General features: G+C 71.6%; 10 protein-coding genes and 1 pseudogene. 6 read left to right on the forward strand and 5 right to left on the reverse strand.

What is annotated here, in order from left to right; all coding sequences use genetic code 11:
* Nucleotides 1–78: 78 nt before the first annotated feature.
* Nucleotides 79–1,623 (forward strand): histidine ammonia-lyase, encoded by a 1,545-nt coding sequence (gene hutH / locus AB0411_RS18430; protein WP_366418342.1) that lies wholly within the window; start codon nucleotides 79–81, stop codon nucleotides 1,621–1,623.
* Between the two features lie 215 nt (nucleotides 1,624–1,838).
* Here hutH and AB0411_RS18435 read toward each other — a convergent pair whose 3' ends face one another.
* Complete coding sequence (locus tag AB0411_RS18435) at nucleotides 1,839–2,249, reverse strand: hypothetical protein (protein WP_366418343.1); 411 nt, start codon at nucleotides 2,247–2,249, stop codon at nucleotides 1,839–1,841.
* Between the two features lie 109 nt (nucleotides 2,250–2,358).
* Here AB0411_RS18435 and AB0411_RS18440 point away from each other — a divergent pair, with 109 nt between their 5' ends.
* From AB0411_RS18440 to AB0411_RS18450, 3 genes are all read left to right on the forward strand, one after another.
* Nucleotides 2,359–2,697: a hypothetical protein gene (locus AB0411_RS18440; RefSeq protein ID WP_366418344.1), complete on the forward strand. Its 339-nt coding sequence runs from the start codon at nucleotides 2,359–2,361 to the stop codon at nucleotides 2,695–2,697.
* A gap of 330 nt (nucleotides 2,698–3,027) precedes the next feature.
* Nucleotides 3,028–4,308 carry a L,D-transpeptidase gene (locus tag AB0411_RS18445; RefSeq protein WP_366418345.1) on the forward strand — a complete coding sequence of 427 codons (1,281 nt, stop codon included), beginning with the start codon at nucleotides 3,028–3,030 and terminating at the stop codon, nucleotides 4,306–4,308.
* 396 nt (nucleotides 4,309–4,704) lie between these two features.
* Nucleotides 4,705–5,967 carry a DUF2786 domain-containing protein gene (locus AB0411_RS18450; RefSeq protein WP_366418521.1) on the forward strand — a complete coding sequence of 421 codons (1,263 nt, stop codon included), beginning with the start codon at nucleotides 4,705–4,707 and terminating at the stop codon, nucleotides 5,965–5,967.
* A 56-nt stretch (nucleotides 5,968–6,023) separates the two neighbouring features.
* Here AB0411_RS18450 and AB0411_RS18455 read toward each other — a convergent pair whose 3' ends face one another.
* Nucleotides 6,024–6,662, reverse strand: coding sequence for a response regulator transcription factor (locus AB0411_RS18455; RefSeq protein ID WP_366418346.1), 639 nt, complete (start codon nucleotides 6,660–6,662; stop codon nucleotides 6,024–6,026).
* Nucleotides 6,652–7,935, reverse strand: a complete 1,284-nt coding sequence (locus AB0411_RS18460) for a sensor histidine kinase (RefSeq protein WP_366418347.1) — start codon at nucleotides 7,933–7,935, stop codon at nucleotides 6,652–6,654. The genes AB0411_RS18455 and AB0411_RS18460 overlap by 11 nt, the downstream gene beginning before the upstream one ends.
* 408 nt (nucleotides 7,936–8,343) lie before the next feature.
* On the opposite strand from AB0411_RS18460, the gene AB0411_RS18465 reads away from it, so the two are divergent.
* Nucleotides 8,344–8,895: a hypothetical protein gene (locus AB0411_RS18465; protein ID WP_366418348.1), complete on the forward strand. Its 552-nt coding sequence runs from the start codon at nucleotides 8,344–8,346 to the stop codon at nucleotides 8,893–8,895.
* A 298-nt stretch (nucleotides 8,896–9,193) separates the two neighbouring features.
* A complete protein-coding gene (locus tag AB0411_RS18470) occupies nucleotides 9,194–11,026 on the forward strand; it encodes a sulfatase (RefSeq protein ID WP_366418349.1) in 1,833 nt (610 codons plus the stop codon).
* 123 nt (nucleotides 11,027–11,149) lie between these two features.
* On the opposite strand, the pseudogene AB0411_RS18475 reads toward AB0411_RS18470, so the two are convergent.
* Nucleotides 11,150–11,524: pseudogene (locus AB0411_RS18475) on the reverse strand (phosphorothioated DNA-binding restriction endonuclease); the annotation flags it as partial.
* A gap of 51 nt (nucleotides 11,525–11,575) precedes the next feature.
* The gene (locus AB0411_RS18480) at nucleotides 11,576–12,601 is read right to left on the reverse strand and encodes an alpha/beta fold hydrolase (protein WP_366418350.1); all 1,026 of its coding nucleotides are present in this window, start codon (nucleotides 12,599–12,601) and stop codon (nucleotides 11,576–11,578) included.
* Nucleotides 12,602–12,623 lie beyond the last annotated feature (22 nt).

Consider the following 12,623-nt stretch of genomic DNA (forward strand, 5'->3'; position numbering starts at 1 on the left):
GCCGGGGTGCGCTCCGTAAGGGGTGCTCCCGAAATCCGGTGGTGACATCCGGCGATTCAGTCTCTAGGGTGCCTGAATATGGATATGCACACTGTGGTGCTGGGGACGTCCGGCACGACCGCACAGGACGTCATCGCGGTGGCCCGCGGAGCGGCCCGGATCGAGCTGTCCGAGGAGGCCCTCGCGGCCGTCGCCACCTCCCGCGCCTTCATCGACGAACTCGCCGCCAAGCCCGACCCCGTCTACGGCGTCTCCACCGGCTTCGGGGCCCTGGCCGTCCGGCACATCAGCCCCGAGCTCCGCGTGCAGCTCCAGCGCAACATCGTGCGCTCGCACGCGGCCGGCATGGGGCCGCGGGTCGAGCGCGAGGTGGTCCGCGCGCTGATGTTCCTGCGGCTGAAGACCCTCGCCTCCGGGCGCACCGGCGTCCGCCCCCTCGTCGTCGAGACGATGGCCGCCATACTCAACGCCGGCATCACGCCCGTCGTGCACGAATACGGCTCGCTCGGCTGCTCCGGCGACCTGGCGCCGCTCTCGCACTGTGCGCTGGCGCTGATGGGCGAGGGCGACGCGGAGGGCCCCGACGGCGTCGTCCGGCCGGCCGGCGAGCTGCTGGCCGCGCACGGCATCGAGCCCGTCGAACTGCGCGAGAAGGAGGGCCTGGCCCTCCTCAACGGCACCGACGGCATGCTCGGCATGCTCGTGATGGCCTGCGCCGACCTCACCCGGCTCTTCACCTCCGCGGACATCACCGCGGCCCTCTCCCTGGAGGCGCTGCTCGGCACGGACAAGGTCCTCGCGCCCGAGCTGCACGCCATCCGCCCGCACCCCGGGCAGGCCGCCTCCGCCGGCAACATGTCCAAGGTGCTGGCGGGCTCCGGTTTCACCGGCCACCACCAGGACGACGCCCCGCGCGTCCAGGACGCGTACTCCATCCGCTGCGCCCCGCAGGTCGCCGGCGCCGGACGGGACACCCTCGACCACGCCCGCCTGGTCGCCGAGCGCGAGCTCGCCGCGGCCGTCGACAACCCCGTGGTCCTTCCGGACGGCCGGGTCGAGTCGAACGGCAACTTCCACGGCGCCCCGGTGGCCTACGTCCTGGACTTCCTGGCCATCGCCGCGGCCGACCTCGGCTCGATCGCCGAGCGCCGCACCGACCGCCTCCTGGACAAGAACCGCTCGCACGGGCTGCCCGCCTTCCTGGCCGGTGACCCGGGCGTCGACTCCGGGCTGATGATCGCCCAGTACACCCAGGCCGCCCTGGTCAGCGAGCTCAAGCGGCTCGCCGCGCCCGCCTCGGTGGACTCCATCCCGTCCTCCGCCATGCAGGAGGACCATGTCTCGATGGGCTGGTCGGCGGCGCGCAAGCTGCGCACCGCGGTCGACAACCTGACCCGGATCATCGCCGTCGAGCTCTACGCCGCCACCCGCGCCATCGAGATGCGCGAGGGGCTGACGCCGGCGCCCGCCACCCGCGCCGTCCTGGACGCGGTCCGCGCGGCCGGCGTCCAGGGACCGGGCGAGGACCGCTTCCTGGCGCCCGACCTGGAGGGCGCGTACGCGTTCGTCCGGGCCGGGAAGCTGGTGGCGGCGGTGGAGTCGGTCACGGGCGAGCTGGCGTAGCGCCTCGGCCCGGGGCACTACGGCAAGGACGGGGCGTCGGCCGTCCCGTCCTGCCCCGCGCCCGTGTCCTGTCCGGTCCCGCGCCCGTGCGGCAGGCGGTTCCCCCGCCTGCCGGCACTTCCCCGGCCGGCTGTCTTCCCCTGCCCTCGGGGGCTTCCCTTGCCCTCGGGGGCTTCCCTTGCCCTCGGGGGCTTCGCCGGTCCGCGGGCAAAGGTTCAGACGAGGCCGTCGCGGGTGCGGCCGACCGAGTAGCTGACCAGCCCGGCGCCGAGGGCGAGACAGGCGACGCCGCCGATGACGTACGGCGTGGTGTCCGGGCTGCCGGTGTCGGCGAGGAGGTGCGGCCGGGCGACGGCGGAGTGGCTCTCGGCGCCGGAGTCCGTGCCGGAACCGGTGTCCGTGGCGTGGTGGTGCGGGGCGGTCGTCGTGGAACCGCTGTCGGCGGCCCGCGCCCTGCCGTTCACCCGGTCGGCCAGACCGGGACCGGCCGCGGCGGATGCCGCCCGCAGGCCGGAATCTGTCACTCCGTCAGCCCCCGCACTCGCATTCGCGGAGGGGACGAACCACAGGGCGAACAGTACCGATCCCGCGGCCGCGGCGGTCAGCAGTGGTCGTCGTGCGGTCACGAAAGCGATCCCCCTTGTGGGTTCGGCGAATTGGCCGTTGACCTCAGATGTTAGTGACCGCCGCGGGTCGCGGGGAAGTCAGGACCCGTCCATGCCTAACCTCCGTGCTATGAGCAATGGTGAGACATCACGTTTTGTGCGCCTTCATGTCGAATTGATCATGGAGGTCACCGACGCCGGGCAGCTGACCGGCGCGGCGCTCGATCACATCGCCGGCGACGCATCGCTGCCGGACGAGGAGCGCAGACAGTCCGTGGAGACGGTCACGGAGGACCCGGCGGAGGCGCTGGCCCACCTGATCGACCCGTTCGACCTGGTCACCTCGGTGCCGGGTACCGAACTCGCCCAGGCCTCGTGGAGCAGTGAGGAGCTGACCGACTACGACCCGGACGCCGAGTGGAACGCGGCGGAGTGGGATCTCGCGGACGACGCGGACGGGGTGGGCTGACCGGAACCCCGCCCCGCACCGACGGCCAGGACCCCCGTACGGCTACACGCTGTACGGGGGTCCGTTACGGGGTGCGTTGCATGGGTGGTGCGGCGGGGCCGGAGCCGTCGACGGGGCCGGTACGGCCTCGGTTCCGGCGAAAGGGATGAACAGGGTGTGAGCACCTCCTAACCGACGTAGCGGGATAAGTGGCCTTCCCCACACTTCGTGGATGCATGGAACGGGCGAAACGGAAAAGGCGTTCATATGGCGTCGGCCGGAATGCCTGCGTCCAGATATGCCTGCGTTCAGTTGGCAGCTCGCTCGGGGAAGTCTGCGAAATCGGTAGCAATGGAGATGCGTGTGATAACGGACAGCAAGCGCCGGAAGGGGCTTATAGCCAGCGCAACGCTGCTCGGGGGCGTACTCACACTTGCGGCGTGTAATGGCAGCACAGCAGCTGACCATGGCGATGGCGGTGGCGACGGCACCCGGCACGAGAACACCCAGCAGGTGGACGAGGCGGCCGCGAAGGATGCGTCCCAGGCCAAGATCAAGATCTTGCCGGAGGACGGCGCGAGCGGCGCGGGCCTCAACAGTGACTCCTCGGTCACGGCCAGCCGCGGAAAGCTCACCGAGGTCACCATGACCTCGGCCGAGTCCAAGAAGCAGGTCGACGGGACCCTCTCGGCCGACGGCACCTCCTGGCGGCCGGACAAGCCGCTGGAGCGTGGCACGAAGTACAAGGTCACCGCCCGTGCGGAGGACTCCAAGGGACGTGCGGCGGTGGAGAACTCCAGCTTCACCACCGTCGCCCCCGAGAACAGCTTCGTCGGGAACTTCACGCCGGAGAACGGCTCGACCGTCGGCGTCGGCATGCCGGTGTCGATCAACTTCGACAAGCCGGTCAAGGACAAGGCGGCCGTCGAGTCGGCGATCAAGGTGTCGTCGAGCAGCAACCAGCAGGTCGTCGGCCACTGGTTCGGCGACAAGCGGCTGGACTTCCGGCCCCAGGAGTACTGGAAGGCCCATTCCAAGGTCACCATGAAGCTCGGCCTGGACGGCGTCGAGGCGTCGCCGGGCGTCAAGGGCATCCAGAACAAGACCGTCAGCTTCAACGTCGGTCACTCGCAGGTCAGCACCGTCGACACCCAGCAGCACATGATGTTCGTGGAGCGCGACGGCCAGCTGGTCAACACCATCCCGGTGTCGGCCGGCAGCGACGACCACGCGACCTACAACGGCGCGATGGTCATCTCCGAGCGGTTCAAGCAGACCCGGATGGACGGCTCGACGGTCGGCTTCAAGAAGAAGGACGGCAAGGGCGAGTACGACATCCCCGATGTGCCGCACGCCCAGCGCCTGTCGGACTCCGGCACCTTCATCCACGGCAACTACTGGGGCAAGGGCGTCTTCGGCGCGGCCAACACCAGCCACGGCTGCATCGGCCTGGAGGACGTCAAGGGCGCCAAGGACCCGAACACGCCGGCCGCGTGGTTCTTCGACAACTCGCAGATCGGCGATGTGGTCCAGGTCGTCAATTCCCCCGACCAGACCGTCAAGCCGGACAACGGCCTGAACGGCTGGAACATGAACTGGTCGCAGTGGGTGGCCGGCAGCGCGGTGCGGTGACGCGGCGCGGCGGCAGCTGACGGGTGTACGGCGCACGGAGGACTGCGCGCCGTACACCCGTACCGCCGTACTGCTGAGTGCTGAGTGCCAACTGTGCGACTGCTCGCCTCGGACGTGACCGACGCCCGGTGAGCCCCGAATCGGGGGCCCACCGGGCGTCGTCGTCCTTGCTCCCCGTACCGGACCCGGGGAGCCCGCCGTATCCAGGGGAGTCCTCCGTACAGTGAGCGGGTGAGCGAGCGGGTGAAGCGCGGAAGCACGGACCGCGGAGGCAAGGGCCGCGAAGGCGGCGGACGCGGCGGCGACGGCCGGGGGAGCGCGGGCCGCGGCGGCGACGGCCGGGACGGCACGGACCGCGGCGGATCGTCGTCGGCGGCGAGTGAGCTGGTCGGGCAGGTGCTCGGCAGCGTCCGCTACGCGCCGGACGGGGCGCGGGCCGAGGACGCCATCGAGGCGGGCGCCTCGATGCTGGCCGCGTCCGAGGCCGGCTGGGAGGCGGTGAGCGCGGCGGTGGTCGCGGCCGCCGTGGCGGCGGTGCGGCAGTGCTGGGCGGGCGGCTGGCAGCCCGCCGACCTGGAGCGGATCGTCCGGCGCGAGGCGTCCGACGCCTCCCTGGTGGCCGTGGTCGTCGACGCCGTCGCAGCCGAAGCGGCCCGGCCGCCGGCCACCCGGCACGCCCGTGACACCCAGCCCGCACCGGACCCCCGCTGGGCCGACCAACTACAGACCCTCGGCGCCGACGTCTGGTGGCCCTCCGACACCAGCTACCTCGACGCACTGGCCGAGCGCCGCCGCGCCTCCCGCTTCGAGACCGCGTACGGCGTACTGGCGGCGCTGCGCGTACTCGCCCGGCTGCCTCGTATCACCCCGCTCCCGTCCCCGCCGGAGCCCGGCCGGGCCACGGGCGGCCCGGCCGGCGCCGCCGCGGCACGCGCCCTCGGCCGCATCCGAGGGCTGCTCGCCAAGGCCGAGGCCACCGACTACGCCGAGGAGGCGGAGGCGCTGTCCGCCAAGGCGCAGGAGCTGATGGCCCGGCACAGCATCGACGAGGCGCTGCTGGACCGTGCGAACACCGCGCCGGGCGGGCGGGCCGGCGGTCCGTCCGCGGTCCGTATCGGCATCGAGGGCCCGTACGAGCAGGCCAAGGCGCTGCTGCTCGACGCGGTGGCGGCCGCCAACCGCTGCCAGGCCGTCTGGGCCGCCGATGTCGGCTTCTCCACCCTCGTCGGCTTCGCCCCCGACCTGGAGGCGGTCGAGATGCTCTACACCTCGCTGCTGCTCCAGGCCACCGCCGCGATGCACCGCGCGGGCGACGACCACCACAGAGCGCTCAAGGAGCACGGCGGTACCCCCGTCCCCCGGGGCCGCTCCCGCCGCACCAAGGACTTCCGCCAGGCCTTCCTCGTCGCCTACGCCGACCGCATCCGCGACCGGCTCGGCGCGGCCACCGCGGCCGCCACCGCCGCCGCCACCGCCGAGTCCGCCGAAGCGGCCCCCGACCTCCTCCCGGTCCTCGCCGCCCGCGCCCTCGCCGTGGAGGAGACCACCGGCACCCTCTTCCCCGACACCGCCCCGGTCCGCCTGCGCGGCATCCGCGACGCGGAGGGCTGGCACCAGGGCAGGGCGGCGGCGGACCGGGCGAGGCTGGGGGAGGAGTGACGCCGCGGCGCGGGTGACCCCGGGGCGGGCGCGGGTGCCCCGGGCGGGCGCGGCGGCTACGACAGCAGCCCGCGCTCCAGGGCCGCCATCACGGCCGCCGTGCGGTCCGACACGTCCAGCTTCTTGAACGCGCGCAGGAGATGGGTCTTCACGGTGGCCTCGCCGATGAACAGCTCCCGGCCGATCTCGGCGTTGGTCAGCCCCTGGCCGACCAGCCGCAGCACCTCGCACTCCCGGGCGGACGGCAGCGGCTGCTCCACCGCCCGCGCCCGGAACAGCTTGGGCGCCAGCGACGGGGTCAGCACGGTCGCGCCGCGCGCCGCCCCGTACACGGCGTCGATCAGCTCGGCGCGGGAACTGCCCTTGAGGAGGTACCCCGCGGCTCCCGCCTCCACGGCGCGCAGGATGTCGCAGTCGTCCTCGTAGGTGGTGACGATGACCACCTTGCTGCCGGGGGACTGCCGCAGGACGTGCCCGGTGGCGGCGACGCCGTCCATCCCGCCCATCCGCAGGTCGAGCAGCACGACGTCCGGCGTCAGCCGGGTCGCCAGTGCCACGGCCTCCTCGCCGGAGCCCGCCTGCCCCACGACGGCGATGCCCGGGTCGGATTCCAGCATCGCGCACAGGCCCTCGCGCACGACGGGGTGATCGTCGGCGAGCAGCACCCGCACCACGACCGTGTCCTCAACGCTCATCATCCGCCGCCTTCACCGACTCCGCCGCCTTCACCGGCTCTGCTGCCTCCTCCGGCCCTGCCGTCTCCGCCAAGGGCACCTTCACCTCGACGACGGTGCCCGCCCCCGGCTCGCTCGTCACGCTCATCACCCCGCCGATCTCCGCCACCCGCGCCGCCATGCCCCGCAGCCCGAAGCCCCCGCCGTCCCCCTGACCGTGCCCCGCCGTGCCGCGCCGCTCGTCCCTCCCGGCCGCCGACGCCGGCTCCGACGCGTCGAACCCCCTGCCGTCGTCGGCGACCCGGAGCCCGACCTGCCCCGCGCCGTACCGCAGCACCAGGTCCACCGCGCGGGCCTCGGCATGCTTGTGCACATTCGCGCCCGCCTCCTGTGCGGCGCGCAGCAGGACGACATTGACCGCCATCGGCAGCGGTCGCTCGTCCCCCTCGACGGCGAACCGCACCAACAGCCCCGACTGGGCGGTCAGCCCGTCCGCCTGCCGTCGCAGCGCCTGCGCCAACGAGCTCTCCCGCAAGGAGGCGGGTGTCCGGTCGGCCACGAAGGCGCGCGCCTCGACCAGGCTCTCCTTGGCCACCCGCCCCACCAGCGCGAGGTGTTCACGGGCCAGGGCGGGGGCGTCCTCCACCTCCGAATCCGCGGCCTGCACCAGGCTGATGATGCTGGTCAGGCTCTGCGCGAGGGTGTCGTGGATCTCCCGCGCGAGCCGCTCGCGCTCGGCGGAGATCCCGGCCTGGTGCGACAGCCGGGCCACCTGCTCGCGGTTTCGCCGCAGCTCCTCGATCAGTTCGGCGTGCTCCCTGTTCTGCCGTACCACCCGCTTGATCCACAGCCCGAGGAGCACGGACAGGGCGATCCCGAGCAGCGACGCCAGCAGCACGAACAGCACGGCCGGCCCTTCGGCGCCGCCGCGCAGCCACAGCATCGTCACGGGAACGAGGTTGCCGAGGACGCCGACCACGACGGCAGGCCTGGTCGCCAGGCTCATCATCAGCATCGGCACGAGGGCGAACAGGGCGAACGAGCTCATCAGATCGACGGCGGTGGCGACCCCGAACAGCACGAAGAGGCCGACGGGGAAGACGACGTTCCGCCGATCACTCTCATGACGCAGCATCAACGGACGCCCGATCCCCGCGTACCAGGGCACGACCAGCGTCAGAGCGCCGATGGCGATCACCCGACCGCCCTGCGGGACCTCGGAGGTGAACACCAGCCCCGTGGTGACCAGATAACACACCACGAAGTAGCTGTCCCACAGCCCGAACCACCGCACCCGCGCCTCGGCCCCATGCCGTGCCTCGGACGTACGCCGCTCTTCGGCCCCATGCCGTGCCCCAGCCGTCACCGAGTCCCCCCGGATGTCACCACGTCCCCCTGGATGCCACCACGTCCCCTGGATCACTGCGTCCCTCCGGACATCTCCCTGTCCCTCTGGACACCACCATGTCCCCTGCCCGGACAGGGGCGGCGGCGCCGGGAAGCCGGTGCCGCCGCGCCCAGTCCTATCACCCTCCCTCCCCACCGGTGCCGCGCTGTCCACCGACCGGTGGACAACCGGATCCACCGGTCGGTCGTCCCGCGGCAAAAACCCTGCGCCATACCGTCGTTGACGAACACCTCGCGGCATCGCAAAAGGCCCCGGAAAGAGAATTCCCAGCACCGCAGAAAGGCCCCGAATTCCATGGACCACCTGAGTCAGTTCGCCACTGCACTCATCGCCAGTGCCACCATCCTCACCATCATCCTGGCGACCGATCTGGGCCGTCGCCGCGTCACCAACATGCGCATGCTGCGTTCCGTGATCGCGGTCGCCATCATCATCGCGATCTTTGTGCGCTCCTTCCCGACCTCGGGGAACGCGCCCTCGTTCCAGCTCATCGGCCTCGGCGTGGGCGTCATCTGCGGCCTGATCGCCGGCGCATTGCTGCCCGCGCACCGCGGCGCCGACGGCCAGATCCACACCATCGGCGGGTGGGGATACGCCCTCGTCTGGATCGTCCTTTCCTCCGCCCGCGTCCTTTTCGCCTACGGTGCCGAGCACTGGTTCGCCGAGGGGCTGATCCGCTTCAGCATCGAAAACGAACTCAGCGGCCCCGACGTCTATGCGAATGCCTTTGTCTTCATGTCCCTTGCCATGGTCCTCACCCGCACCGCGGTCCTGGTGACCAAGCGCCGCCGCCTCCGCCGCGCGGCCGCGGCCCCCGCGGACACGGAACAGCCGGCCGCCGTCTGAGACGTACGTGGAGGAGGGGGAGGGGAGCAGGGCCGGTCGGGGGGCCGGCCCTGCCCTCTCGGGGACCCACAGACCACCCAGGTATCCACAGACCACCGCCTGACCCACCACAGCCCGCCCAGCCACCACAAACCACCCCGTAGAACCCCGACCTCCCCTCCCCCCACAGGCTTTTCGTGGAACACGGGCCTTCCGTTGAACGCAAGCCACAAGTCGGCCGTACAGATATCGACGGCGCCGACCTCCCGAGTCCGGTCCGCCGCGCCACCACCGGGCCTCGCACGGAAGGACCTTCGGGTTGTCGCACTTCACGCGCCCTCACCAGCTGCCCCGGCAGCAGGCACCCGAGACCGAGAGCCTGCCGCCGGACGACCCCACGGATGGCCCCACGGACGACCCCACGGACGGCCCCGGAGAGGGGCCTGCGGACGCCACCCCCGACGAGCAGCCCCCCGCCCCCGACGCCCCACCCGCCGGCTGGCGCGACCGCCACCCCGCCGCGGCCCGGGCAGCGGCCTGGACCACCACCGTCCTGGCCGGCGCGCTGGTCCTCGTCACCCTCCTCCTGCCGAACGACGCCCAACGCCTCACGGCCGCCGAGTTCCTCCGTATCCCGGTGGAGGGGATAGCCGGTGCCGCCCTGCTGCTCCTCCTGCCGCCCACGGCACGACGGGTGGCCGCGGTCCTCGCCGGAGTGGCGCTCGGCGCACTGAGCGCCCTGGACCTCCTCGACATCGGCTTCAACGAGGTGCTCGGCCGGGGATTCAACGTGGTGTTCGACTGGGTCCTGCTCGGCGACGGCGCATCCTTCCTCCAGGACTCCATAGGCCGGGCGGGCACGATAGGAGTCGAGATCGCGGCCGCCCTCCTCGTCGTCGCCCTGCTGGTCCTCCCCGCGCTGGCGCTCGTCCGGCTCAGCAACCTCATGACCCGGCACGCCGCCAGGGCGGCCGGCACCACCCTCGTCCTCGGCACCGCCTGGGTCCTCGCCTCGGCCCTCGGCCTGCAGGTCGCCGGTGCGCCGCTCGCCTCCCGCAGCACCTCCGACCTCGTCCAGGCCCGTATGGACGGCGTGAGCGCGACCCTGAAGGACGAGCGGGCGTTCGCCGAGGAAGCCGCGAGCGACCCCTACCACCACACCCCCGGAAGCCGGCTGCTGACCGGACTGCGCGGCAAGGACGTCATCTTCACCTTCATCGAGAGCTACGGCCGCAGCGCGGTCCAGGACCGGCTGATGGCCCCGGGCGTCGACGCGGTGCTCGCGAAGGGCAGCAAGCAGCTGCGCGCGGCCGGCTACTCGGCCCGCAGCGGGTGGCTCACCTCGGCGACGTACGGCGGCAGCAGCTGGCTGGGCCACTCCACCTTCCTGTCCGGCCTGTGGATCGACAACCAGCAGCGCTACCGCACCGTGACCGCGGGCGACCACCTGACCCTCACCAGTGCCTTCAAGCGCACCGGCGCCTGGCGCACCGTCGGCATCATGCCCGGCGTCACCAAGGGATGGCCGGAGGCCAAGTTCTACGGCCTCGACCACGTCTACGACTCCCGGGAACTCGGCTACAAGGGCCCCAAGTTCAGCTGGTCGACCATGCCCGACCAGTACAGCCTCTCCGCCTTCGAGCGCCTGGAACACGGCAAGCCGCACGACAAGCCGCTGATGTCCGAGATCATCCTGACCTCCAGCCACAACCCCTGGGCGCCCCTCCCCAAGCCCCTCCCCTGGAACAAGGTCGGCGACGGCTCCGTCTACCGCTCCATCGAGAAGGCCGGCAAGAACCCCGTGGACGTGTGGCAGCAGACGGACCAGGTGCGCACCGAGTACGGCAAGTCCATCCAGTACTCCCTGAAGAGCCTCATCTCGTACGTCGAGAAGTACGGCAACAAGAACACCGTGCTCGTCTTCCTCGGCGACCACCAGCCCGTCGCCAAGGTCTCCGGCGACCACGCCAGCAGGGACGTCCCGGTCGCGATCGTCGCCCACGACCCCGACGTCCTGAAGCGCATCTCCGACTGGCACTGGACCCCCGGCCTCAACCCCGGCCAGCAGGCCCCGGTCTGGCGGATGGACTCCTTCCGCAACCGCTTCCTCACGGCCTTCGGCTCCCACCCCGGGCCGGGTTCACCCCGGTAGCCGCCCCCCGCTCACACGTGCTCGGTCACGGCGTGCCGCTCCGCTCCACGGGGCTCGCCACGGAACACCTGCGCCGTGTGCCAGGTGATGTGCGCCGGGGCGACCCGCGCACTGCCGTGCTGCGGCCCGGTGCCCGAGCAGCTCCGGATCCTCGGAGAGCGCGGCCCGCAGCCCGCCGGTCAACTGCCCCCGCGCCCCGCTCTCCCGCAGCACCCGAACCCCCGTGCCCGGACTGCCGGACCCGCTGTCGGTGCGCACCTCCCACACCCCGTCGCTGACGAGATGGTGGAACGGGTACGAGGGCGACGTCCGGCGCGTCGGACCGTAGTCCTCCAGCAGCTCGCTCAGATCGTGCTCGATGTCCGAGTAGCGCATCGACCCGAGCGGATCCCGTTGGAACGACCCCAGCGCATAGAGCATGAGCAACGGCTTGTGCGGCGCCCGCACCCCGTTCTGCGCCCACTGCCGAAGTTTCCCCACCCGCTCCACCCAGTCCATGACAAGCGACTGTAGGCCGCGGCAGCCGCGGGGAGCTCCTCGTCCCGAGTGCTAGGGCGAAGACGAAGGCGTCCCCTCCGCCCGACGACGGGCCTCGTCGACCACACCACGAACCGCATCGATCACCAGCCGCGGCTGATTGTGGTGAATGTTGTGATCACTCCGCGTCCTGGTGATGTGCCGCGCACCGGGGAACTGCCGCGCAAGGTCCCGCTGCGAGGCGAGTTGCGCCCGCCAGAAGGCCTGCGGGTAATCCTTCGGGGCGTGCGCCGGCAACCGGGTCCGGAAGGCCTCGGCGTCGAATTCATCCCCGGTCAGCACCACCACCGGAACTCTCGGCACCGGCGGAGCGGCACGCACCTGCTCGAAGACGGCCGCCGGGTTCTGCCGTTCGACGTCCTTCCACTGGGCGATCCGCTTCTTGTCGTCGTTACGGATCGTCGCCAGAAAGACGGCGAACTGGTCCGGCGTGAGCCGCGATTGCAGGAATTCCGACTCGGCGTCCACGAGAACGAGCCCGGCCACGTCATGCGGGTACTCACCGGCGTAGATCCTGGCGATGGGCCCGCCCGCCGACCATCCCGCGAGCACATAGGGGCCGGGCACCTTCGCCGCTTTCAGCAGCGCGTGCAGGTCCGCGGCGTCACCGCGTGCCGTCGTGGGCTGCGCGACCTTCGACGACGTGGTGAACGCCCCGCCCTCCCGCGCCGTTCCCGGCCGGTCGTAGGAACAGACCCTGGTGAACTTCCCCACCCCGGGATATACGGCAGAACTGCTGGCCTTCATCCTGCCGCCGGGGCCGGCCACATGACTCCAGGTATCCGCCGCGGCCACCAGCCCCGGAACAAGAACAACCGTCGGAGACCCGCTGCCCTGGCATTCCAGATACATCGTGCGCCCATGACCGACATCGACCAGCCGCCCAAAGGCCGTCGAATCGTCGGGCGTTGCCCTGGCCGACCGCACATCACCCCTGGGCGGGCCGCTACAGGCCGCAACGGCCACCATCGGCACGACCAGAACGCCGACCCACCCGAGAATCGCCCTCCGCCCACCACGAACACCACGGCGGACCATGCCAGATCGACTCATTCACACT

The organism is Streptomyces angustmyceticus, from assembly GCF_040701845.1.
In the GTDB taxonomy this organism is placed as follows: Bacteria; Actinomycetota; Actinomycetes; order Streptomycetales; family Streptomycetaceae; genus Streptomyces; species Streptomyces angustmyceticus_A.

Bases quoted from the DNA above. Each gene is read 5' to 3' on its own strand.
- hutH (WP_366418342.1), top strand. From the start codon at position 79: ATGGATATGCACACTGTGGTGCTGGGGACGTCCGGCACGACCGCACAG.
- AB0411_RS18440 (WP_366418344.1), top strand. From the start codon at position 2,359: ATGAGCAATGGTGAGACATCACGTTTTGTGCGCCTTCATGTCGAATTG.
- AB0411_RS18445 (WP_366418345.1), top strand. From the start codon at position 3,028: ATGGAGATGCGTGTGATAACGGACAGCAAGCGCCGGAAGGGGCTTATA.
- AB0411_RS18455 (WP_366418346.1), bottom strand. From the start codon at position 6,662: ATGAGCGTTGAGGACACGGTCGTGGTGCGGGTGCTGCTCGCCGACGAT.
- AB0411_RS18465 (WP_366418348.1), top strand. From the start codon at position 8,344: ATGGACCACCTGAGTCAGTTCGCCACTGCACTCATCGCCAGTGCCACC.
- AB0411_RS18480 (WP_366418350.1), bottom strand. From the start codon at position 12,601: ATGGTCCGCCGTGGTGTTCGTGGTGGGCGGAGGGCGATTCTCGGGTGG.